This is a genomic window from Spiroplasma chinense, assembly GCF_008086545.1.
Lineage (GTDB): Bacteria > Bacillota_I > Bacilli_A > Mycoplasmatales > Mycoplasmataceae > Spiroplasma_A > Spiroplasma_A chinense.
In genome coordinates this window covers 283,282-308,173 of sequence record NZ_CP043026.1, presented here as the reverse complement: position 1 = coordinate 308,173, position 24,892 = coordinate 283,282, and the positions used below count along the sequence as shown (strand labels likewise).

The window sequence follows — 24,892 nt, the reverse complement described above, 5'->3', positions numbered from 1 at the left end:
CTAACTACTAATTTGTAGTGAATCTGTTGGTTTGATTTTTGTAAATCTTTTATATGTTATAGATATTGTTAAGACATAAATTGATAACAATATTGCAAGAACTGCAAAAGGAACATAAATTCCAAAGTTAAATGGAATTACAAATGAATAATTTAATGATATGTAACTTGTCACTTTTGACAAAATCAAGTAACCCATTGTAAATCCTAATGCAAACATTAATAATATTGGAATAAAGTAAATTCCAGAAACTTGTAACATTACATAAGCATTTGAATATCCCAAAATTTTCATTGTTGCTATAAATTGAGAGTTTTCTTCAATAATCAACGAAGTGGTAATAACTATGATAATTATTGAAATAATTAGTGCAACAAACATGATTACATAAATTAACAAAATTGTTAGATCTTCTATATTTTTAAGCATTTTATGTTTATCAGACATAAAATTGTTATCAAGAATACCTGATTGTTCATAACCTTGAGTATAAATTACACTAGAAACCCCACTATCACTTATACTTACGCGACTTGAACCAACCATTCCGTTTGAACTGTAATCTCCATAAGGTTGAGTTTTTGGAGAAATATTTACTTGATCATCATATTCTTCATTTAATAAATATTTATAGTTAAATATTGGATATAAATTATCAAATATTTTTTTCAAATACCTAGCTGAATATTTCAAACTAACTTTATTCGTTGCATTGTCTGAAATATTTAAGAAAGTTTCTACAAAATCGTCATATGCATTATCTTGTTTTGCACTGTATATACCGTTTTCTCATTCAGTCATTTTTATTTCCAGAGATGACAGGAATGTAGCTCATTGATTTTTTGTAATATCTTCCATTATTGTCTTATTAAAGAAATTTGCAAGTCCTGGATTTGAACGTCATTCATTAATAAAGAAATTATTAAAGAAGTATTTCTTAACATCTTTATAACCCAAAACTTCATTAGCATTATCATTTGAAATTCAAGCTTTTGATTCTCCATAGTTATCATTTACTCCAACTACCATAAATTTTTTTGGAGTTGGAGCTTCTTCAACTTTAATCTTTGAATTATTTACTGCATTTAAGATTTCAGTATCTGAAGATAAATCATTTACTGTAGTTGCAGCTATTTGATTATTATTTATAGTTGCTGTTTTAATTGAAGAAGTTGAACTTCAACCTTTATTGTTTGTTTCATAAGAATAATAATTTTTCTTAGCCTCTGAAATTATGTCATTTGTTGTTTGATTTCCATATTCATAAGGAGTTTTAACCCCCATTTTCACACTATCAAGGCCTAAAATTTTATTTGAATCATCCATTAAAACTTTTTTGATAACATCAATATCAATTACGTCTTTAAAGCCGACATTAAGTTTTTGGGCAACTGTTTGATTCACAACGATTGGGGTATATTCTTTATATTCTTCAGATAATGTCCCAAAAAGATTTGGGACTAAATTATTGCCTTTAATATCCTTAAGTTCTACAGCTTTGGTATCTTTTTCAATACCATAGATTTTAATTTTTTGAGAATTTTGTTTTGTCTTATAAATACCATTCAATAATGTTCCCAACTCTTCTTGTTCAGAATCATAAGGTACCACATTTGTTGTGATATTATAGTTTTCTCCGTCCTCTATTTTTTTAATAATACTTTTTTGAACCACATTATTTGAATTTTGGTAATTAGCTTCTAATAACATAGTTCCAATTTTACCTTCAAAGTTAATTCAGTATCATGTGATTAAGTAAGTATTTACTTTCAATAAATCTTCAACTGTTAATTTATTATTATTTAAATTAACGGTTTCAATATTTTCTTTTTTAAATTTTAAAGAGTTTTCTTTTACATTTAGGTCTTTTGAAAATTCGCTAATAATATTTTTTCATTTTTGATCATCTGATGAACCTTCTGATGAACCGCTTGAACCATAGAAAATCGGATAACTTCCTTTAGTTGCTAACTTAATTGGTGATCTAACATTGTAAGTGTCATACACATCATTTGTTGGCGCATCAATTAATTGGCGATCAAAATCAATATCTGTAACAGCTTGGTTGTTTAATTTTGAACCACTTAAATATCGCTTATCGATATTTAACGGTATACCACTGTGATATTTTTTATAGAAGTTTTGTAAACTTAAAGAAATCTTTCTTATTGTGTTTAAATAATTATCACTTGTAGCTGACAAGTTTAACGCAATAGCTGATGACTCAATATCATCTATTAAATATTTATAATCAGTTCATTGTCTTGTCAATGAAGTAATTGCAGAAAAAGGAATGCTCGAATTACTATAATCAATATCTGTATTAATTTCATCTAAAGCATTTAAATAATCTAATGATAAGTTTTTTCAATTAGAGTAATTTACTTTAGCATATTCATAATATGAAGTGTAATCTCCTTCTTCACTAATTGGTATATTATATGATCAATAATTTTGACTTATATCTCCTGATATAAGGTCTTTAATAATTTTTGTTGAATCATATTTATACCCACCATTCCCATCGCTTATAACTGGGTATGCTGTCTCATAATTTTTTTGTGAGTTTGAAGAATCATCTATTTCTGAAACTACATTTGTAGACTTGTATTTTCAATCATTTTCTTTATTTGGATTGTAAGTTTTTAAAAATGTAGCTGGATTGTTTGAAACAGGTTCGTTATATTCTACAGTTCCTGCATAATTTAGCCCTTCAAAAGTAGCACTACCATTTCTTTTTAAAATATCTGGTGTTATTAAACTTATTGTTATCAAAAATGTTGAAATAAGTAATGTAAAACTTGTTCCTATAATCTTTGGAAGAGACCCTATTGTAAGTGCTGCGTGTAACTTAATACTTGGTCGCGCTCTTCTAAATAAAACTTTAATCCACATTCCAATTTTTGTACTTCTCCTTGAAGCATTACCACTTAATAAAGAGAGTGCATTTTGTTCAATGACTGAATAACCAATCATAAGAGTTGTTGCTACAAGAATTCCTATGATTCCAATGACTATAGCGACAGCTTGTAACCAAAATGAATGAATAGAAGTGTTTTGTAAACTAAAGTAGTTTAAAAATACACCTACCAAAGTATTTTGAACAGCCATCATTATTGAATAACCTAATAGAACTCCAACTCCACCAATAACAAAAGGTGTGGCTATAAAATAAACCAGTAGTTCTCTATTTGAGTAACCCATCGCTTTAAATGTTCCTAATTTACTTTTCGCATCATCAAATTGTTTTTTTACAATCAAAGTAACTGAGAATATACAAATAATAGCAATTAAAACAATGATGAAAGCAGACAATAATCAATAAGATAAGATAACTTTGCTATATGCAGATGTTCTTATTGATCATTTATATCCTGGGTCATTTAATTTGTAAAATAATTTAACTTTACTTGAACTAACATGTCCATATCTTATTCATTCGTTATTAAAAGATTCTAAATATGATTCAATTTTATCAACCTTATTTAAAAATTTCCCTGAGAAATATATTTCTCTGTCACTTTCTGATTGGACACTTAGTTTTGAAGCCACTAAATCATAACTATAAAGTATTATTTGACTTCCTTCTTTAGGATTAATTTTTTGTTCAGTTAATCCAAATACTGTTGGGTCAACATATGCTGTCATATCAGTTTTACTTGAAGGTATTATACTTTTTGTACCCACAGTAGGATAAATAAAATCAGCAGATGTACCTAATCCGATTATTTGAAATCAGTTTTGATCTTTAAAAATTGTATTATCTATTCCAAGTTCAGAATCATTTATACTAATTTCTCCACCAAACTCTATTTCAGATACATCTTTTTTTACTAAAAGTTCACTTCCATAATTGTCAGGAGTAAGTCTAACTATGTCTCCTATTTTTAAGTTATTTTTGTGTGCAAAGTTACTTTGAATCACAACTTCTCTTTTAGCTTTTTCTTTATCTTCAGAAAAGATATTATCTGTTTGGTTATTTTCTAAAACTATTTTATCAACTGGTAATTGACCTGTTTTAGCGGTTTCTTTTGTTTGGTCGACCAATGAAGATTTTGCAATAACTTTTACATTTAAATCTACATTATTTTCATGTAACCCGTAAAAGTTCCTTGTCTCTGTTCTACTTCAATCAAAGAAATCATTTCCTGTTATTTGACCGCTATTATCTTTGTTTATCCCTTTTCTTGAAAGAACATTTATTAGATACTGTTCAAATAAATCTTGATTACTAAACTCATCAATATTTTCTCCACCAATTCATTGATCTTCTTGGAAAGAAACCCTTGGCGAATTACTTACATCAACTATAAAATCATGTTGAACTGAAGTGTTTAAAATATTTTTATAATTACTGTTAATTCTTCCATTTGTTATAACAACACTCATCGAAATCATAAAAGTTGTTGCAATCAAAATTGCCAGACCAAATAATTGGAAGATGTTTTTTATTGCATTTTTAAATCCTGATTTAAGGATCAAATGCTTGTATTTGTATTTTTCTACTTTATTCTTTTTAACTACATTATTTTCCCTAGTTTTTTGTTGATTTTTTGTATTTTTCATAATTAATTAATATCTATAGAATTTAAGTAAGTAGAGTATTCAGAAACAACATCATCACAAGTTGAGTAATCAGACATTGAAGAATTCATAACTAATTTAATTTTTATATAGTCTATTCCTCCGCTTGTCGCTCTAGAAATTTGGTATTTAAACACTGTTGAATAACTTCATGATTGAGGTCCAGCATTGCACCCTAATCAGTTTCTAGATCTAAATGTTAATGTAAAACCTGGGTGTGCCAATTCTGCTTCTTTAGATCAACTTGTTGTTATAGAAGAAATAGATGTGGTTATTTTTTTATTTGTTGTTTTTGAAGTTAATTCACTGCTAGCTACAGCTTTATTAGCTTGAATTCTTTTGGGTTTAATTGTAATGTCAAAAACAAAGTTTTTATAAGCAGCTTTTAAATTATTATAATTATCTGGTATAGCATATTTCATTTCAATGCTTGATTGATTTGCTTTTTGGTTATCACCACCAGAAATTATCCCTTGATTTGCCACAAAGGTATCTCCTGTTATTGTTCCATTTACCCCTGAATTTAAATTAAATCCTGTAGTTTTTGAAAATAATGTTTTATAAGAAATTTTTACAACTCCATAATAATTATATGAAGTTTCTTTAGCGGTAACAGTAACTCCAGTATAGTTTGGTGTAGAGAAGATTAACTCAGATTCGTCAAAATCTGCACCATTTCTATCTTTTATTTTTTGAATTACTTCTTTTGTAGAAATTCAATATAAATTACCTAAGTCTGTTACTTTTAAGAATTTTTCAATACTTTGTCTTTTAATTCTAAAAGTCATAGTTAAAGTTCCATTGTATCCATCAATTGAGAAAACAAATGTATTATTTGATATATATTGGTCAGAAACAGTAAAACTTGAAATTTTAAAAGTAGCCACATGTAAAGATGATGTACTTAAATCACTTAAAATTGGATTAGTTTTTTTAACTAATTCAATAATTTTTGGATCTCTCTTAGAACTATCGGTAGAATAGTCTTCGATGTCTCCAACAACAGTTTCTAATAATAATCCTGAGAGATTTTTTATTACAAAAGTTACTGTAACTTGACCTTCCAAATTATCATTTCTTAGAATTGCATAATTTAAACCTATTGATTCAAATTTTGAATCTTTAATATTTCTATAATTTGCAAAGATTGGATTCAGACTAGTTATTTTGTCTAAAATAACTGTTGGAGAAATACTTTCTATCTCACCTAAATCAAGTTTGGTAACTATTGTTTCAATAGATTTTACATTATATGTAATATTTAAGAAATTAGCTTCATCAAATTTAACTAATTCATTGTTAAAATATAAATTAACTTTAACCCCTGAAGGAGTTTGAACTGTGTTTTCAACAAATTTAAACACGTAGTTTTTTTCAGCTGCAAATTCTAATTGAGTATTGTGATTTTTAACTTGTGCTGAAATATTTGCTTCACTAATATCGTCCATTTGACCAAGATCATTTTCAGAAAACAACCCTTCGATTGAAGTACATTTGTAATTTAAAATTATATAGTTTTCATCTGATCTAGAGTTATTGGCCAAAGATACATGAATTTCACTCAAAGAAGTTATTGAAATACTTAACTCTCCTTCGAAACTCACACCTGAAAGTAAAGGATTTTTTTCCTTAATTTTTTCAATAATAGTTGTTTCTCTAATGTCTTTGATTTTTCCTAATTCTTTTTCTTTAATTAAATTATTCAGGTCGGTAACTTTGTAATTTACCTCCATTGTCCCTGAGTAGTTTTCTACTGTAAATTTTACTTTTTTTAAAGTAATTCCTTTTATATAAATTGTTTTATCTTTTAGTATATTATTTTCTTTTAATAATTTTTCTCTTATTGATTGCTCACTTAAATCGTTAATATCTCCTAAATTAGTTTTAATTTTTAGAACACCCACTGCTTCAAAACCTTGATTTGAATCTTTTATATCTTCATCAAGTGTTTCATCTAAATTTGATGTTGAATCAGTTCCTTCATTTTGTTTTTTAAAAGTATTTGAAAAACTGTTAGATAACGAAATAACCGGTATAACTGCAGCTGTAGAAAGTCCTCCTAATCCCACAATCAATAAAAGGGTTTTTGATTTTATCATTTTAATTCTTCCTTTCTATTTTTTATATTAAAAAAAAGAAAGTGGTGGCATTTTAGCCTTTTTATCCTCGATTAATTCCTTAGTTTTTCTTACTAAAATACAAACTACTATTTGCTTGTTAGTTTTTGATATAAATTGTTTTATTTTATTATCAAACAAAATCATAAGAACATTAAATTTTATTTTAAACCCAAAATTTTCTTTGTTTAAACTTTCAATCTCCAATTGAAACTTTTCAATCAAAATTTCTTGGTCAAAAACCAAAACATCACCTGATATATTTTTGAATAAAAAAATAGAAATTATTGAAGCTATAGTGCAACAAGTTAAAATAGATATTTCAAATATGTATAACTTTTCATAAAGTTCTTTTGAAATAGTAAAATCTAAAGTAATTGAAAAGTTAGTAGATAATGATTTAAAAACAACGAGTATAGCTGCAAAAATATAAAATAATCTTATAGTACTTGTACTGCTTTTCTCTATTTTTAAAATATTTAGATCTTTTTTTGAAAAATATAAAGTTATAACACGAATTGTTAATATAAAAAAAACAATTAAAGATATTAAAATAAATGAATTTTTTAGAATAAATATAATTAAAGGCACTACATTTTCAAATTCGCTACTTTCACTTAGCTTTGAACTTTTTGCAGTCATAAGGATAGTTACTAGCAAAAATAGCATAAGTAAAATGGTTCTTACCTCTAGTTTTACTTTTTTGCTTCTCATCACTTGATTCATAAGTTCTCCTCTTTCCCTTTAATTCAAACTATTATGAGTTTACAAAAAAAATAGAAAAAAGCAATCAAACAACTTTTAAGTTTTAGAAAACATTTACTAATTTATAACGTAGTCTAAATAAAAAAATGACTTGTATAGAAACTATACAAGTCATTTTTTTATTTTGTATTTATGTTTTTAGATAAAACTGTCTGGAAACTAAATATTATTAGAGTTACAACTGACGCACTAGTTCAAAATAGCAGTAAGTTAAATGGTGTTAAAGTGATAGCTAAAGTAACTATCAAATACACAAGACTCACTACCAATGAAAATATTGCATGACCTGCAACATGGTCAATTATCATAGCCAAACTATATTCTTCGTCTTTTACTATTGATTTTATTAGTCTTGTTTTTGTTTTATCTATTAAAGATCCTCCAAAACCAATAAAGAAACTTGCTCCGATCATAACTGCAAAATATGCAATTTGAGTAATTTCTTTTTCATTTAATAATAAAAAGAATATCGCAAGTGAAACTATTGATAATAATATTAAGGTATTTCCAAAAATATTGGCACTTCTCATTTTTTCGTCTTTTATTTTTACGATTCTTGCAAAGGCTTGTGCCAAGTATTTTGCAAGAAATGCACAAGATATGTAAATTCAAAAACTATTTAAATTCATATCCATTTTGTTAGTTTTTATATTTATAAACATCATTAAAACAAGCCCAAATTCAAAGAATTTAGATACTCCAAAAAAGTAATTTTGTAAAAATACATTTGCTCAAAACTTTTTATTAGTTTTTAAAGAAGCAAAGGCCTTTGTGTTTATATCTAAAGTAACTGGTTTATCTCAAATATTTTGATTAACTACTAACAAGATAATAATTACTAATCCTACAACTCCAAAAATAGCAGCTATTGCTCAATTTAAATTGTAGTGATTTAAAATATAGAGAGGCGCAATTAATAGAAGTGAACTAAAACCCATATATGCACGAATATTTGTCTTCATATTGTTTCTATTCATAAAACTTCTTATCATCTCCATGTTTACAGGAATAACTCCTGCAAAAAATATAGAAAACATAATATGTCCTAATAAAAACATTATTGTAAAGTGAATGTTATCACTTTTAATTGCAAACATTGTAAACATCAATACTGTTCCAATAAATAAACCTATTCAGTTATTTATCAATACTTGTTTACTTCCAATTTTTTTCTTAACTTTCAATCACATTGGTGCTGCAAACACCATTATGAATGGGGTTAAAAATATAAGAGCTGCATAATATTCATTTTTTAATTGTACAGCAATAGCGTATGGTGCAAACGTAAAGTAGGCTGCCATAAACATTATACTAAACATTAACGAAGCCATTTGGATTCGATAATGTTTTATATTATCTGAAAATTTCATTTCCTTCTCCTCATCATTTATAATTTTTTTTATTTTTTTATTAAAATAATTCTCGTTTAAATTTTTAATACCTTTCATAATCATATAAATTTTGCCATTTAACAAAATTGGCAAAATTAAATAACCAATAAAAAGCATGTGCATTTCAACTGAATACACAATATAAAAACCTACAGCGGTTTCAGCATCATAAATTATTGTTCAAAACGTAAACATTAACATATATTTGACAACACTAAATAACAATATGAATATATAAAACAAAACATTCACTTTATAAAAAACTTTTCTTAACAGGATCACAAAAGCTCACATCAAAATATAAGATAAACAATTTGCAATCAAATAGATTGGGTCTGCATTTATAAATAGGGTTAAAAAACTAGTTCCTAAAGCTATTCCAAACGAAATGTTTACTTTAAAAAATATTGTAGCAATTGCTAAAATATACAAGCCTATATCAAAACTTGCAAAACCTTTTAAAAATAAATTAATTGTTATTATTAGTGCGCAAAAAAGGGATGAAACTGATATGTCTGCTATAGATTGATACTTATAGCACTTTCCTTTCATCGTAACCTCCTTAATTAAATACTTTTATTTAATTAAGGCTAAGGGAGAAAAAGTTGTTTCTACTTTTAAATAAATATGTCATAGAAATTTCCCCCCTTCATCTTTATTATTTTAACAAAAAAAATCATATAAAACGATTAACATTTCATATGATTAAAAGTTATCAGTTTATAAAATTAAGAACTTGATTCTCCAATTTTATTGGCATCTGCCACATCAAATATGATATCGTAAGTTAAATCATCACGAGTAAGTAATGTGTATTTACCGTTAGCTTCAGTATCTAAATCCACTTGGAATTGAACATCGAAGAAACGAACTTTCATACTTTTGTAAACTGCAAAAGTTCTATCACTAATTCCTTTTGTAATTTTATCTCATTCTTTTGCATCATCATTTCAGAACTCGAATACAAAGTGAGCTTTTGTAATTTTAACTTCAGCTGTTTGTAAGTTTTCTGGCACAATACCTAATTGTTGAAGCATTAGGTTTGGATTTAAATTAATTATATCTTGCAATGAAAGTGTTGGTATCATCGCATTAATTTGATCATTAATTTGAGTGATTATTTGATTTCTAAAACTATCACGATAAGCTTCTAAATAAGATTTAACTGCATCTTCTGGTACTACGCCTGTTGTAGTGTATTCTGCACCATCCACAAGATTTGCAAATGCTGTGTCAGAAATTAAGTTACCATCAACAAATTGCATGTTATCTTCTCCTGAAATAAATGGTTTATTTAAATCAAGATAACTTTCACCTTCTAAATCAAAGAGTTTGTTTATTATTTTCATAACAATTTCTCCAGGTCTAAGTGTAATTAAATTCAACAATTCTTCTAAATTATAGTGAAGTAATTTAATAGTAGCAGTCCCGAGTGATATATCTTTAAAAGCAGTTAGATCAATATAGAAATATAGATTAGCTTTTTCTCTTGTTCTATTTACTTTATTATATCCTAACAAGAAATTGAATAACAGGGAATCAAGCCCACTTCTAGCTGCTCCAGCACTTGCATTATCATCGTTATTTTTATTATTAATAGTTTCCAATTCTGGAGACATTTCTGTAATTAGATCTTGTAGTAGTAAAAACAGAATATTTCCACTACCACCTAAATCTGGGTTATAAGTATCTGGATTTAAAAATTTTGAGACCAAATGTACAACATTTGGTGCAACATTACTTAAAATATCAATTAATCTTAAAGTATTTTCTTTACCTCTAGATAGCATTTCTGCTTTAATTGTTATGTGAGCCCCATTAGAATCCATTTCAGTATTCATATCTGAAACATTGAAGTCAACTAAATCTAAAATATTGAAGTCTAATAGTTCAGATATTTTTAATTCTATAGGTTCTTTACCTTCACCCATTGAAGGTAAAGTAATAATTGGCGACATACCAAAACTTGTCAATAAAGACTCTAAACCTGTAAAAATCATTTTTAAATTGTTTCTAAAATCAGAGTCAAACTTATCATAAACTGGACTTCCAGGTTGAGCTGCTGCCAATCCTTTAAGATCCATTTTCATAAGATTATTAACACCAACCCCAACGTCTCCCAATAACGAAGAATTTAGCATTGTATTTACTAAACCTATAAAGTTTGTTATTGTTCCCATTGTAAGTGTTATAGAAACTCCTGAAAAATCAAAAGTACCTAAAGGAATATCAATTTGTTTGATATCGTAAATTGAATTTAAACCACTATTTGAGTTCAAAATATTTGCAATGTCTTTTATAATATCAAATTCAGGAATTGATCATGCAATATTTCCTTCATATATTGTTTTACTTCTATACTTAAGACTAATACCTGCATTTCCTGTTGTTACTTTAGCTTCCTGGGTGATACTTTGCCCTTCCATACCAATTAACTTTGGTATTGTGAAAGTTGCACTTGTATCCATTTCTAATTCAAATTTACTTGTATCCATTTCGATTTGTTCAGAAATGAAATTTTTAACTTGGTTTTGAATATCTGCTTTTTCTGAACTATCCAAATCCCCTCAATCTGTTCCATGTGCTGCTCTACCCAAATTTACATTTGCAGCCATTTGTTTTGATGTTAATTTTTCTAATTTGTTTACTACTTTTACTGTTGAATCATCAACATATTCTCCTTTATTTCCTTTATCTTTTTCGACAAATAAAGAATCATAGTTATAATCTCCTGCACAACTCACAACCGAAAGGGTTGAAAATGTGATTAGAGAAAGCGATGATAACATAGAAATTAATTTTTTCATTACTCCTCCTTCTAACTACTAATTTGTAGTGAGTCTGTTGGTTTGATTCTTGAGAATCGTTTATAAGTTATTGTTATTGTTGATACATAAATTAATAACAATATACCAAGAACTGCAAATGGAACATAAATTCCAAAGTTAAATGGTATAACAAATGCATAATTTTTTGAAATATATGTTGTCACTTTCGATAACATCAAGTTTCCTAAAACAAACCCTACACCAAACATAATCAATATTGGCATTAGGTAAATTCCTGAAACTTGCATCATTACATAGGCATTTGAATATCCAAGAATTTTCATTGTTGCTATAAACTGTGAATTTTCTTCAATAATTAACGAAGTTGTAATAACAATAATAATTATCGAAATAATAAGTGCTACAAACATGATGACATAAATTAATAAGGTAGTTAAATCTTCAATGTTTTTTAACAACTTGTGTCTATCAGACATTAAATAGTTATTTGCAATACCTGATTGTTCATGACCTTGTGTGTATTCAATAGTTGAAAGTCCAGTTGAATCTGTACTTATACTACTTGACCCAACCATTCCGTTTGCGCTGTAATCTCCATAAGCTTGAGTTTTTGGAGATACACTTTGTTGATCATCATATTCATCATCTAATAAAAATTTATAGTTAAATGTTGGATACAAGTTATTAAACATTTTAAATAAATAATTTGCAGAATTTCTAACACTTCGTTTCGCAGCGGTTGCTTCATCAGAAATATTTAAATATGATTGAACAAAGTCATCATAAGGATTATTTACTCCAGGTGGGGAATCTGAATAATCTCCATCTTCTCAATTGGCAATTTTTAATTCCCATAAATTAATAAAGTTCTCTCATTGAGCTTTTGTAACATCTTCCATAATTGTTACATCATAGAAATTTTTAAGTCCCGGGCTTGATTTTCATTCATTAATAAAGAATTTGTTAAAGAAATATTTCTTAACTTCTTTATAACCCAATACATCATTTGCATTTTCATTTGAAATTCAAGCTTTTGATTCACCATAGTTATCACTTACTCCAACTACTATAAATTTTTTAGACTCTGATAAATTTTCAACTTTAACTTTTGAGCTATTTACTGCATTTAAAATTTCTGTATTAGTTCCAAGATCTCCTACAGAACTTGAAGCTACTTTATAGCCGTTAATTTTAGCTGTATCAAATGTTGAAGTTGAGTTTCAACCTTTATTATTTGAGTTGTAAGCATAATAATTCTTTTTAGCTTCTGAAATAATATCGTTAGTTGTAGACTCTCCATCATATTTGTAAGCTGATTTAACTCCCATTTGAACATCATCTAATTTCAAAGTTTTATTATCGTTATCTAATAAAGCTTTTTTAATTACATCAATGTCAATAACGTCTTTAAATCCAACGTTTAATTTTTTTGCAACAGTTTGATTAACAACAATTGGTGTGTAATCTTTATAGTCATCTGCCAAAGTCGCAAACAAGTTAGGTGTTAAGTTATTTCCAGCTGTATCTTTTAAATCAACTGCTCTGGTATCTTCATCGATACCATAAATTTTAATTTTTTGACTGTTTTGAGAAGTTTTATAAATCCCATTAATAAGAGTTCCTAACTCTTCTTTTTCTAAATCATATGGCACTACTCCGGTTGTAATATTGTAATTTTCACCATTTTCAATTTTTTGGATAATACTTTTTTGAACAACGTTATTTGAATTTTGGTAATTGGCTTCTAATAACATAGTTCCAATTTTTCCTTCAAAGTTTATTCAGTATCATGTAATTAAATAAGTATTAAATTTAATTAAATCATCAGTTTTTAAACTTTTATCATTTACATCAACTGATTCCATTTTTTCTTTTTTAAATTGTAAAGAATTTTCTTTTACATTTAAATCTTTTGCAAAACTTGATACAGTAGCTCTTCAAGTTTCGTCACTTGAAGTTGATTCGTTTGATCCACTCAAACCATAGAATAATGGATTAGCTTTTGTTGCTAATTTAAGTGGTGTTCTAACTTTATATGTGTCATAAATTTGGTTTGTTGATGAATCAATTAATTGTTTATCAAAATCAATTGCACTAACAGCTTCACTATTTAATTTTGAACCACTTAAATAAGAACTGTTAATTTTAACTGGTATACCACTATGGTATTTTTTGTAAAAGTTTTGTAAACTTAAAGCAATTTTACGTAAAGAATTTTCGTAAAGATTTCCTCCATTAGCAGATGAACTTAGAGAAATAGCTGTTGATTCAATATCATCAATCAAGTATTTATAATCCGTTCATTGTTTTGTTAATGAAGTAATTGCTGTAAATGGTATTTGACCATCACTATAATCAATATCTGTATTTATAGAATCTAAAGCTTCAAGATATTGAAGAGATAGATTTTTTCAGTTTGAATAGTTTACTTTTGCATATTCATAATATGCTGTTGGGTCTTTATCTACATTAGTAGGTATATTGTATGATCAATAATTCTGACTTATGTCGCCATTCATCAAATCTTTGATTATTTTTTTTGTATCATACTTATAAGTTCCATCTCCATTTGAAACAATCGGATAGGCTGTTTCATATTGAGTTGGGTTGTTTGTTGCATCATTAATTTCTGTAACTAAATTAGTTGATTTGTATTTTCAATCATTATCCTTATTTGGATTATAAGTTTTAAAGAAGGTTGCAGGGTTATTTAGAACTGGTTCGTTATATTCTACAGTTCCTGAATAATTTAATCCTGCAAAAGTTGCACTACTATTTTTTCTCAAAATATCTGGTGTTATTAAACTTATAGAAATTAAGAAAGTTGAAATTAATAATGTAAAACTTGTACCTATAATTTTTGGCATAGAACCTATTGTAAGTGCTGCATGTAATTTAATACTTGGTCGTGCTTTTCTAAATAAGACTTTAACTCACATACCAAGTCTACTGCTTTTTCTAGAAGCGTTTCCGCTTAATAGATATAATGCATTTTGTTCTATAACTGAATATCCAATTGTAAGTGTTGTTGCTACAAGCACTCCTATAATTGCAAGAATTATAAGTATAGCTTGTCATCAAAATGAATGGACAGTTGTACTTTGTAAACTAAAGTAATTTAAGAATACTGCAACTAAAGCATTTTGAGCTGCCATCATAATAATGTAACCCATTAAAGCACCAACTCCAGCAATTAGGAAAGGCGTTGCTACAAAGTATACTAACAATTCTCTATTTGAATACCCCATTGCTTTAAATGTTCCCAATTTACTTTTTGCATCATCAAATTGTTTTTTAACAATCAATGTTACTGAAAATATACATATTATTGTTATTAAAACAATAATGAAAGCCGACATTAATCAATAAGATAAAATAACTTTGCTATAAGCAGATGTTCTAATTGATCATTTGTATCCTGGGTCATTTAATTTATAAAATAATTTAACTTTACTTGAACTAACATGACCATATCTAATTCATTCATTATTAAATGCTTCTAAATATCCTTCTACATCTTCGGGATCATTTATAAATTTACCTGAAAAGTAAATTTCTCTATCGTTTTCAGATTGAACACTTAATTTAGATGAAGCTAGATCATAACTGTAAAGAATAATTTGACTACCTTCTTTTGGGTTAACTCTTTGTTCAGTCAATCCAAAAACTGCAGGGTCAACATAAGCTGTCATGTCAGTTTTACTTGATGGAATTATACTTTGTGTTCCAATAGTTGGATATATAAAGTCTGCAGATGTACCGTATCCAATAACTTGAAATCAGTTCTGGTCTTTATAAATGGTACTATCAATTCCAACAGTTTCATCAGTTATGCTAACTTCACCACCAAATTCAATGTCAGTTACATCTTTTTTTACTAAGAGTTCACTTCCATAATTATCTGGTGTTAGCCTAACTATATCTCCTATTTTAATATTGTTTTTGCTGGCAAAATTACTTTGCATAACAACTTGTCTTCTAGAAATATCTTTATCTTCTGAAAAAATGTTTTCAGTTTGATTGTTTTCTAGAACCAATTTATCTACAGGAGGTTGTCCTGTTTTTGAAACATCTTTAGATTCATCAACTAAAGATGTTTTTGTTATAACTTTGACATTTAAATCTGTCTGATTATTTTGTAAACCGTAGAAATTTCTTGTCTCTGTTCTACTTCAATCAAAATAATCGTTACCTGTAACTTGTCCGGAATTATCTTTGTTAATACCTTTTCTTGACAAAACATTCATTAGGTATTGTTCAAATAAGTCTTGGTTACTGAATTCGTCAATATTTTCTCCACCAATTCATTGATCTTCTTGAAAAGAAACCCTTGGTGAATTGCTTACATCAACTATAAAGTCATGTTGTACAGATGTTGTTAATATATTTTTATAATTATTGTTTACTCTACCATTTGTAATTACAACACTCATTGAAATCATAAATGTTGTAGCTACTAAAATTGCTAAACCAAATAACTGGAATATATTTCTTACTGCGTTTTTAAATCCTGATTTCAAGATCAGTCTTTTATATTTAAATTTCTCTGGCTTATCTTTTGATACTTTTTCTTTTTTTATTTTCTCAACTTTAATTTTTTTATCTTTATTTAATTCATTGTTATTATCTAAACTTTTCATACTAACTAATATCTACTGAATTTAAATATACTTGGTAATCTGCTAGAACATTATCACATGTTGAATAAGTTTCCATTGATGAACTTAATAAGAATTTAATCTTAATGTAATCTACTCCACCAGTTGTTTCTCTTGCTATTTGATAATTAATGTTTGTTGAGTACCCTCAAGATTTGTCTCCACCAGTACAGTATGCTCCAGTTCAGTTTCTTGTTCTGAAAGTTAGACTGTATGATTGTTGCCCAAAACTTGTTTGACCAGAGTAACTAGTTGAAATACTTGATAGGTTAACAGAAATCTCTCTTGAAGTTTGGTTGCTATTTAAAGTTGAAGCTGATACTGTTTTTCCAGCTTGTAAACTAGTTGCTTTTACAACTGCATTAAATTTAAATTTACTATATGCAGCTGAAGCTTTTGTATATCCATCAGGAATTGCATATTTCATTTCTACTGAAGATGATGATGAAGTTGTAACGTGACTTCCTCATAGCCCATTACCGTAAACACCTTGGTCTGCAGTAAATGTATCACTTGAAATTGTACCATTAGTTGCAGCATTTAAATTGAATCCTGTTGTTTTTTTGAATGTGGTTGTGTATTTAATGTTTACAACTCCATAGTAATTATATGATCCTGTTTTTGCAGTAACTTGTAAACCAGTATAATTTGGAGTTGAGAAAACCATTTCATCTTGATTAAAGTCAGCTCCATTTCTATCTTTAATTTTTTGAATAATTTCACTTGAATTAATTCAATAAATACTTCCTAAGTCTGTTACTTTTAAGAATTTTTCAATGTTAATTCTTTTAATTTTAAATGTATATGAAAGAGTTCCGTTGTATCCGCTTATACTTAAAACAAAACTATTTCCTGAAATATATTCATCTGTTAATCCAAAACTTGAATTTAATTTAACTGAAGAAATATTCATTGATGATGAACTTAAATCATTTAAAATTGGATTTGCAGTTTTTATCAACTTAATTAATGCGTTATCTCTTTCAGTAGAACTACTACTGTTGTAGTTTTCTACATCAGAAATATCAGTTGATAGTAATAATCCTGATAAATTTTTAATAACATAATTTACTGTAACTTGGCTTTTTAAGTTTGTGTTTGAAATAACTGCACTATTTAAACCAATTGATTTAACAGTTGTATTTTTTAGTGCATTGTAATTACCAAAAATTGGGTTTAAACTAATTACTTTGTTTAAAATATCCTCTGATGAAATACTGTTAATTTCACCTAAATTTAGGTTTGTAATAATAGTTTCAATTGAACTTACATTATATGTAATGTTTAAGAAACTAGCATCATCAAATTTTTGTAATTGACCATTGTAGTATAAGTTAACTTTTACACCATTTGGACTTTGAGCTGCTGCATCAACAAATTTGAATTCATATTCTTTTTCTGATGCAAATGCTAAATGATTATTTGCAGCCTTAACTTTATTTGAAATATTTGCTTCTCTAAGATCTACAACTTCTCCTAAATCATTTTCTGAAAATAAACCTTCAATTGAAGTACATTTATAATCTAATGTTAATGATTGTGAATAGTCTTTTGCAGATCTAGTGTTTCCTTCTCCAACATTTAATGTAACCAATATTTTATCAAGAGAAACTATATCGAAGCTAAGTTCGTCTTCAAAACTCACTCCTGATAATAATGGATTTATTTCTTTAATTTTTTCAATAATTGATGTCGATCTAACATCTTTAATTTTTCCTAATTCTTTTTCTTTAATTAAACTGTTAAGGTCTGTAATTTTGTAACTAACCTCAGCTGTTCCTGAATAATTTTCTACTGTAAATTTTACTTTTTTTAATGTAATTCCTTTAATATAAATTTCTTTTCCTACTAATTTTTTATTTGCTGCGTAAAGTCTTTCTTTCATTGACTGTTCACTTAAGTTGTCTACTGAATCTAATTCAGATTTAATTCCTAATACAGATATTGCTTCAAACCCTTGGTTTGAATCTTTTAAACTTTCATCTAATGAAGCATCTGGAACTCTTGTTGCATCACTTCCATCATTTGCTTTTTTAAAAGTATCTGAAAAGTTATTTGATAGAACAACAACAGGTATCACAGCGGCGGCAGAAAGACTACCTACTCCCGCAAGCATAATAAGTGTTTTTGATTTTATCATTTTTTTTCTAATTCCTTTCTTTTTTTTATATTAAAAAAGAAAAGTTGGTGGCATTTTTGCCTTTTTATCTACTGCTAATTCATCACTTTCTTTGACAGAATGTATCATGATTCTTTGTTTATTAGTTTTTGAAATAAATAGTTTAACTTTGTTCTCAAAAACTTCTTCATTTTCTCTTAATTCAAATTCAATTCCAACATAATTTTTATGTAATGCATCAATTTCGGCTAGAAATTGATCTATTATTATTTCTTGATTAAAAACAATTTTGTCTCCAGATATTCTTTTTAACAAAATAATAGATATTATAGACAAAACCAAACAAATAGCTAACATAGTAATTTCAAAAACGTATAATTGTTCATATACATTGCTTGAAATTACTAAAGCAAACATTTTTGTAAAGTTTTCTGAAAGACCTTTTGAAAATATAAAAAGTATAGTAAAAATCAAGAATAAGTTTATTACAATGCTCTTATTTCTTTGAATTGATCTAAAATTTAATTTATTTTTTGTAAAAAATAGAACTACGACACGTATTGTTAAGGCGGCAAATGCTAACATTATAGCTAGAGCAATTGAGTTTTTAAAAACATAGAAAAACATGGGAATAATTTTTGAAAAATGCCCTTCGCTACTTAATTCAGATTTTTTAGTTGCAATGAAAATCGACAATGTTAAAAAAATAACAGCTAAAAATGTTCTAATTTTTAATCTTCTGTATTTAACAGCTTTCATACAACTAACCTCTTTCCTTCTTTTCTTCTTTTCTTCATTCTTACTTGATATTAAGAGTTTACAAATAAATAAGAAAAAAGCAATCAAACAATTTTTAAGTTTTAGAAAAATTTTTATCCAAAATAGACAAAAAAAATCAAAAAACTTTGTGTTTTTTGATTTTTTATAACTATTTAACGATTTTGTATGATTCGTCAGCTGGCTTTCTTGTTTTTGAGAAGAAGTGGTGGAAATCTTGGTTAGTATCAACTTTACCAACAAATGCTCCAACAGCAACTTTTCATTTTTTGTTATCCATAATATCGTGTTTTGCTAAAACTTCACCAACAGCTTTAGGATCAAATCCTTCTGATGGACATAAATCGATTCCTAATTCTTGTGCTGTTCCTAAAACAGTACCTAATGAAATGTAAGCTCCTCTTGATGCTCATTCATCGTGTGAAATTCCGTGTGCTGCTAATGCTGCGTGTAATCCACCAGTCATTTGTTCACGAATATCTTTAAATTCTTCAGGAATGTTTCTTTCATTTTGTGAAGGAATAATTTCTTTTTCGATTGTTTCTTCTAATGGTGTCATTCAAACCAATAATCCAGATGCAGTATTTACTCCTGGTTGGTTTCATCATGGTTCTAATAATTCATTTCTAATATCTTTATTTGAAATGTAAGCTAATTTAAATGGTTCCATTCCAAATGATGATGGTGCAAATCTTGCAGATTCTAAGATTTCTGTAATTTGTGCATCACTTACTTCGAAGTCACTAACAAATCTTTTAGCTGATCTTCTTTCTTTTAATAATTCTAAACTTTTTGACATACTTGTGTCCTCCTTATAAATGTATTTAAGAAGAGATCTAATAGAGTATTGGTTATTTTTCCAATAAAATAATTAAACTATTGTTATACATATAGTTTAATGTAAGCAAATATTAAATTTTAAATATTTACATGAGCATTTCAACTCAAATCTTCTTTTAAATTGTGTTATGTAATTAATTAGTTTAATTACAATTTAAGTATATTCAATTATATAAAATATGCAAGAGTTTTTTTGAATATGAAAAAAAATTACAAAAAAATACATCAAATCTTGCTATAAGATCTGATGTATTTAGTTTAATTATTGAAGAAATGTGTAAATAGCTTGCATAATGTCTATGTAATTTACAAATGGTCTATTAATTATGTTGTTCAAATTGTGATTTGCAACAACAAAAGCTTTATAAGCATTTTTATCTCAAAAATCGTGATTATAACCGTTTTTATTTCTACCATGATCTGTTGTTACAATGACCAAAGTATTTGGGTCATTTTCAAATTTTTTTAATAATGTGCCTATGATATTGTAGTAATACTTGTAAGTATTTATTATATAATCTGAACTTAATTTCAACCATAAGTGCCCTGCATTATCTGCTACATCATCTAAATAGAAATAAAAGTTATAGTCTTTGGTTTCTACAGACTCATTAAGAAGGCCTGTTGAAAAATCCATCAATTCTTTTCCATCATTAAATTTTTTATTTAGTTTGCTGTGCGCATAACCCTCATACGGGTATCTTTCTAAATTATATTCTTTATCAATGTGGGTATTTCTTGACAAAACAGCTGTTCTCATAGGTTCTCATGAATAAACTGCAAAAGTTTTAAGTGGGTTTTTTGAATTTGCTATAAGATTAAAAATATTAAAATCAGTTCTAGTTTTATAGCCCCCTAAAATATTTCTAAAGCCTAATTTAGTTTCATATGTAAAAATATTGTATTGTCTAGAATATAGCTCCCCTGTTTCCAATTTATTTTTTAAATAGTCATCTAAAGTGTACTTAACTAGAAGGTCATATAAAATACCATCAAAAGATAACAAGTAGACACTTTTTTTATTATTTAGTTCTATCTTACTATTTTCTTCCTTTATTTCTCTCTGTCATTGTTTTTGTTCGCTTGTTCGATAATCACCAAACCTTAAAACTTGAAGACTATCTGTTAAAAGATGGTAATTTGTAAGGTATGTACCCAATACTGCTGTTATTGAACCCAAAATAACTATTACAGTCATAATGACTCTTAAGTTCAAAATTTTGTTTAAATATATTTGAAACTTATTATTCATTTTCTTCACTCATTTTCTAAAAAATAATACAATTTTTATTATAACTTGAATTGGCACTATATTCAGAGTTAAAAGAAAAAATTCCTTAAAAGGAATTAATTAATTTTAAATTTAAATTCACCAAATTCATTATCAAAAACTACACCATCACCATTCATTGAAAGTCTGTTGTTATACAATTGTATTTCAATTTCTGAATGGGGTTTTTCAAAGTAATCACAATCTTTATAAAACTCAGTTAATTTGATAACTCTTTGATTTTTACTACCAATTAACCTACGTTTATAATCTAATTGCTTTATCAAAAAAGGTCCATCAATTAGAATATCAATATTTGATAGTATATTTTGATATTCTAGATTTAGCTTTTCATAAATATATCCCGTAAAGCAAATGACAGTCAAGTCATTTGCTTTACAAAAATTTGTTAATTCTAATAATGCATCTGGTTGTAAAAAAGGTTCTCCACCCAGTAATGTAACACCTTCAATACAAAATTCTTCTTTAGCTTCAAGTATTTTTTCAAATAATAAAGATGTAGGAATAAAATATTTAGGTTCTAGAGGTATTAACTCTTGGTTTGAACATCCATTACAGTTTATATTACAACCTTGAAATCAAATTACAAATCTTGTTCCAGGGCCTTCAATTTCACTGTTCATTAAAAATTTGGCAACATTTATATTAGACATTTAAAGAAAAGACTAATTTTTTATCACTTGGTTGAACAGATATTTTTGTTCCTGGTTTTAAGTTTTGTAAATTTTCAAATACAAATTCTGATAGAGGGTCAACTAAATTAGTTTCAAGTGAGTTTAAAACATCACGTCCCCCTCTTCTTTCATCTGCATCTTGAAGTAGAATAGAAATAATAGAATCATTTGCAAGATCTATATGTAATTCTGCTTTATATTTTTCATAAATTGCAATTTGAATTGGTCTAACTTTTTGTTTAATAATTCCAGCTTTAAGAGAATTGTCTTTAATAAAGTTGAAAGGCACAATGTTATTTCCAAATCTTCCCAATAGTTCAGGTCTATTTAATTCATAAGTAAAGTGTTGCTGAACTTTGCTGATAAATTCTTTATAAATAGCATCTTTATCTTGATTAGGAGAAACTTCAGCCGCTCCAATATTTGATGTAAAGATTATAAAACTTTCACTAAAACTAATTGTTTGTCCCGTGTTGTCTGTAAGTCTTCCATCTTCAAGAATTTGTAAAAACTTATCAAATATTTTTGGACTAGCTTTTTCGATTTCATCGAACAAGATTACTGAAAATGGTTTTTCCTTAACTGCATTTGTAAGTTGTCCCCCACCTTCAAAACCAACATAACCAGGAGGCGCTCCTATTAGTTTTTGGTCAGAATTATCTTGTCCATATTCAGACATATCAAATCTTATTAAATTTGCTTCATCATTAAATAAGAAAGAAGTTATTGCTTTTGCAAGTTCTGTTTTACCAGTACCTGTTGGTCCTACAAAAAATAATGTACCTTTGGGTTTACTTCTTTTTGCAGAGTAAGTAATTCCAGTAAGACCTGTATAAGCTTTATAAATTACTTTTGAAACTTTTTCAATTGCATCATCTTGTCCTATAACTCTTTTTTTCAACTCTTCTTTAATGTTTATCATTTTGTCGTAACTTAAATCTTCTCATGGAGAAGTTTTTTCTCCATATTTATAAATGTTTAACATTTTATTAAATGGTGTTGGTTGATTAAAATTACATGAGAACTTAACAAAGTGAGACAGTTCTTTAATTGTTCACGAATCTGTTGCATCAACTATATTTTCAAATTCAGTTCCAATATCTGTAACTTGAATTCTCGATTTAACTGTTGCTAAAAATTCGTGTCTTTCATCTCTACTTGGTTTTGGTAGAGTCACAATTAACATATCTGGATTATCCAAATAAAGACTTGGAGGTAATTGATTAATTTTTTTAGTAACAAAAATTACACAGTTTGATAATTCATCAATATTTGAAATCATAAATTTAGATTCCTTTAAAGTTTTTGAAAACTCTGTTAAAACAGATCTGTCATCAATATCTAAACCTTGATCACTAAATACAAAGTTTGTATAATCAGCTACAAAACCAATTTTACGATTATCATCTCTATTTAAATTTTTATTTAAAACAGCAAAAAACTCTATTGGTTTTTTTATTTGTGTTGATTCTTCTCCTGTTGAAGTTGAACCACTTTGATTCCCAAATAATTCATCGAAATCATCTGCAACACTTTCACCATTAGCTTTTTTATCATCACTTGTCAAAATTAAATTACTAATTTTTTGTCCTCTTATACCTGAATTTCTGTCGTATAAGAATCTGTCTGTATATTTTTTGTTATCAAAAATTTTCATTAAGTATTCATGTAAATTAACATACTTACCTTCAAGTTCATAAATATCATCAACATTACCTTCAATAACGATTGCTTTTTTAATTCCTATTAAATTTTGTAATTGACTTAATTCTCTTTTTACACTCATATTTGCACCTACTTATCTGATTTTGTTTTTTTATTAACTAATGACTGTTGATTTTTTGCAATATATTTTGGTTCTCTGTATTGTTTGTTGAAGGCATCTTGTGATTGAATACCTTGCTCTCTCAATTTTTGTAAGAAAGCATCAGCATCAGCATCATGTTCTTTTCCCTCGAACCCTTCATAATTATAAATAAAACTTCCATCTAATCTTACAGCAAAGTCAGCTGATTCACCAGTAACTTTTTCTCCGTGAATTAGAATTAAATTTTTTTCTTCAATTTTTCTAATATTGTTTTCATTTACAATATAACCTACATCACGAATTGCTTTAACAATCTTTATAACATTATCTTTTCTTATTGCTTCATTTTCTGCATTTCTTGAAGAATTTACAAAGAATTTTTTAGCATCTTCAAAAATATTTTGTTCATTTGAATTTTGTAAAAAATCTTTTGCATCTTCTTTAATGGCATTAACAACATCTTGGTCTTGATCATAAAGTTGTATTGATGAGTTTATCATTTGTTTTGCAATAAACTTGAATGATTCTTTTTCGCTTGTTAAGTGATTTTTTAACTCTTCAATAATTTCTTCTTTAGATTTATTTCTTAACACTGCTTCATATTTATCAAAATAGTTTTTTACCAAAACCTTATCATCTAAAGTGTCTTGTAAAGACACAAACTCGTTAACCATTTCTTCAAAACTTGAAAACATAGACTCACTAAGTTTTTTTGCAATTGCTTCTTGTTCTTTTTTTACAACATCTTTTTTTAACATAAAAACTTCAGTTTTAAAATCTGCAATCATTTCTCTTTTACGTTCTGCAAATCTTTGAATTTCATGATAACGTTCGGTTGCTACATGAACTTGTCCTTCAACTTCTTTTGCATATTGATCTGCATATTTTAAATCTTCAATTTCATCTTTAACTCTTTTTTCTAATTGTTTTAATTGTTCTTCATAATATCCAGAATTATCGATTTCTCTACAATGTAAAATCATTTCTTGAATATATGCGAGCAAAACATTTATATCTGTTTTTATAAAATCAAATTGTTTTTTGCAATTAAGCAAAATTTCTTCTGCTGACATACTCATA

At 27.2% G+C, this 24,892-nt stretch carries 13 protein-coding genes; all 13 read right to left on the bottom strand.

The annotated features are described in order from the left end of the window. Positions 1-4,566 (bottom strand): ABC transporter permease, encoded by a 4,566-nt coding sequence (locus SCHIN_RS01395; protein WP_166507850.1) that lies wholly within the window; start codon positions 4,564-4,566, stop codon positions 1-3. Positions 4,567-4,568: 2 nt separating this feature from the next. Beyond that, a complete protein-coding gene (locus SCHIN_RS01390; RefSeq protein WP_166507849.1) occupies positions 4,569-6,683 on the bottom strand; it encodes a hypothetical protein in 2,115 nt (704 codons plus the stop codon). Positions 6,684-6,710: 27 nt separating this feature from the next. Beyond that, a complete protein-coding gene (locus SCHIN_RS01385) occupies positions 6,711-7,427 on the bottom strand; it encodes a hypothetical protein (protein ID WP_166507848.1) in 717 nt (238 codons plus the stop codon). A gap of 158 nt (positions 7,428-7,585) precedes the next feature. Continuing rightward, positions 7,586-9,409 (bottom strand): MFS transporter, encoded by a 1,824-nt coding sequence (locus tag SCHIN_RS01380; protein ID WP_166507847.1) that lies wholly within the window; start codon positions 9,407-9,409, stop codon positions 7,586-7,588. A gap of 176 nt (positions 9,410-9,585) precedes the next feature. Beyond that, positions 9,586-11,664, bottom strand: a complete 2,079-nt coding sequence (locus SCHIN_RS01375; protein ID WP_166507846.1) for a hypothetical protein — start codon at positions 11,662-11,664, stop codon at positions 9,586-9,588. Positions 11,665-11,675: 11 nt separating this feature from the next. After that, entirely contained in the window at positions 11,676-16,286 is a 4,611-nt protein-coding gene (locus SCHIN_RS01370) for an ABC transporter permease (RefSeq protein ID WP_166507845.1), read from the bottom strand. Position 16,287: 1 nt separating this feature from the next. Next, positions 16,288-18,444: a hypothetical protein gene (locus tag SCHIN_RS01365; protein ID WP_166507844.1), complete on the bottom strand. Its 2,157-nt coding sequence runs from the start codon at positions 18,442-18,444 to the stop codon at positions 16,288-16,290. 30 nt (positions 18,445-18,474) lie between these two features. Further along, positions 18,475-19,182 (bottom strand): hypothetical protein, encoded by a 708-nt coding sequence (locus SCHIN_RS01360; protein WP_166507843.1) that lies wholly within the window; start codon positions 19,180-19,182, stop codon positions 18,475-18,477. A 169-nt stretch (positions 19,183-19,351) separates the two neighbouring features. Beyond that, positions 19,352-19,999: a nitroreductase family protein gene (locus SCHIN_RS01355; protein WP_166507842.1), complete on the bottom strand. Its 648-nt coding sequence runs from the start codon at positions 19,997-19,999 to the stop codon at positions 19,352-19,354. A gap of 303 nt (positions 20,000-20,302) precedes the next feature. Continuing rightward, positions 20,303-21,238 carry a hypothetical protein gene (locus SCHIN_RS01350; RefSeq protein WP_166507841.1) on the bottom strand — a complete coding sequence of 312 codons (936 nt, stop codon included), beginning with the start codon at positions 21,236-21,238 and terminating at the stop codon, positions 20,303-20,305. 149 nt (positions 21,239-21,387) lie between these two features. Continuing rightward, complete coding sequence (locus SCHIN_RS01345) at positions 21,388-21,984, bottom strand: 4Fe-4S single cluster domain-containing protein (protein ID WP_166507840.1); 597 nt, start codon at positions 21,982-21,984, stop codon at positions 21,388-21,390. Further along, on the bottom strand, positions 21,977-23,791 hold the full coding sequence (locus SCHIN_RS01340; protein WP_166507839.1) for an AAA family ATPase: 1,815 nt from the start codon (positions 23,789-23,791) through the stop codon (positions 21,977-21,979). The genes SCHIN_RS01345 and SCHIN_RS01340 overlap by 8 nt, the downstream gene beginning before the upstream one ends. Positions 23,792-23,799: 8 nt before the next feature. Next, positions 23,800-24,891: a hypothetical protein gene (locus SCHIN_RS01335; RefSeq protein WP_166507838.1), complete on the bottom strand. Its 1,092-nt coding sequence runs from the start codon at positions 24,889-24,891 to the stop codon at positions 23,800-23,802. Between the last annotated feature and the right edge of the window lies 1 nt (position 24,892).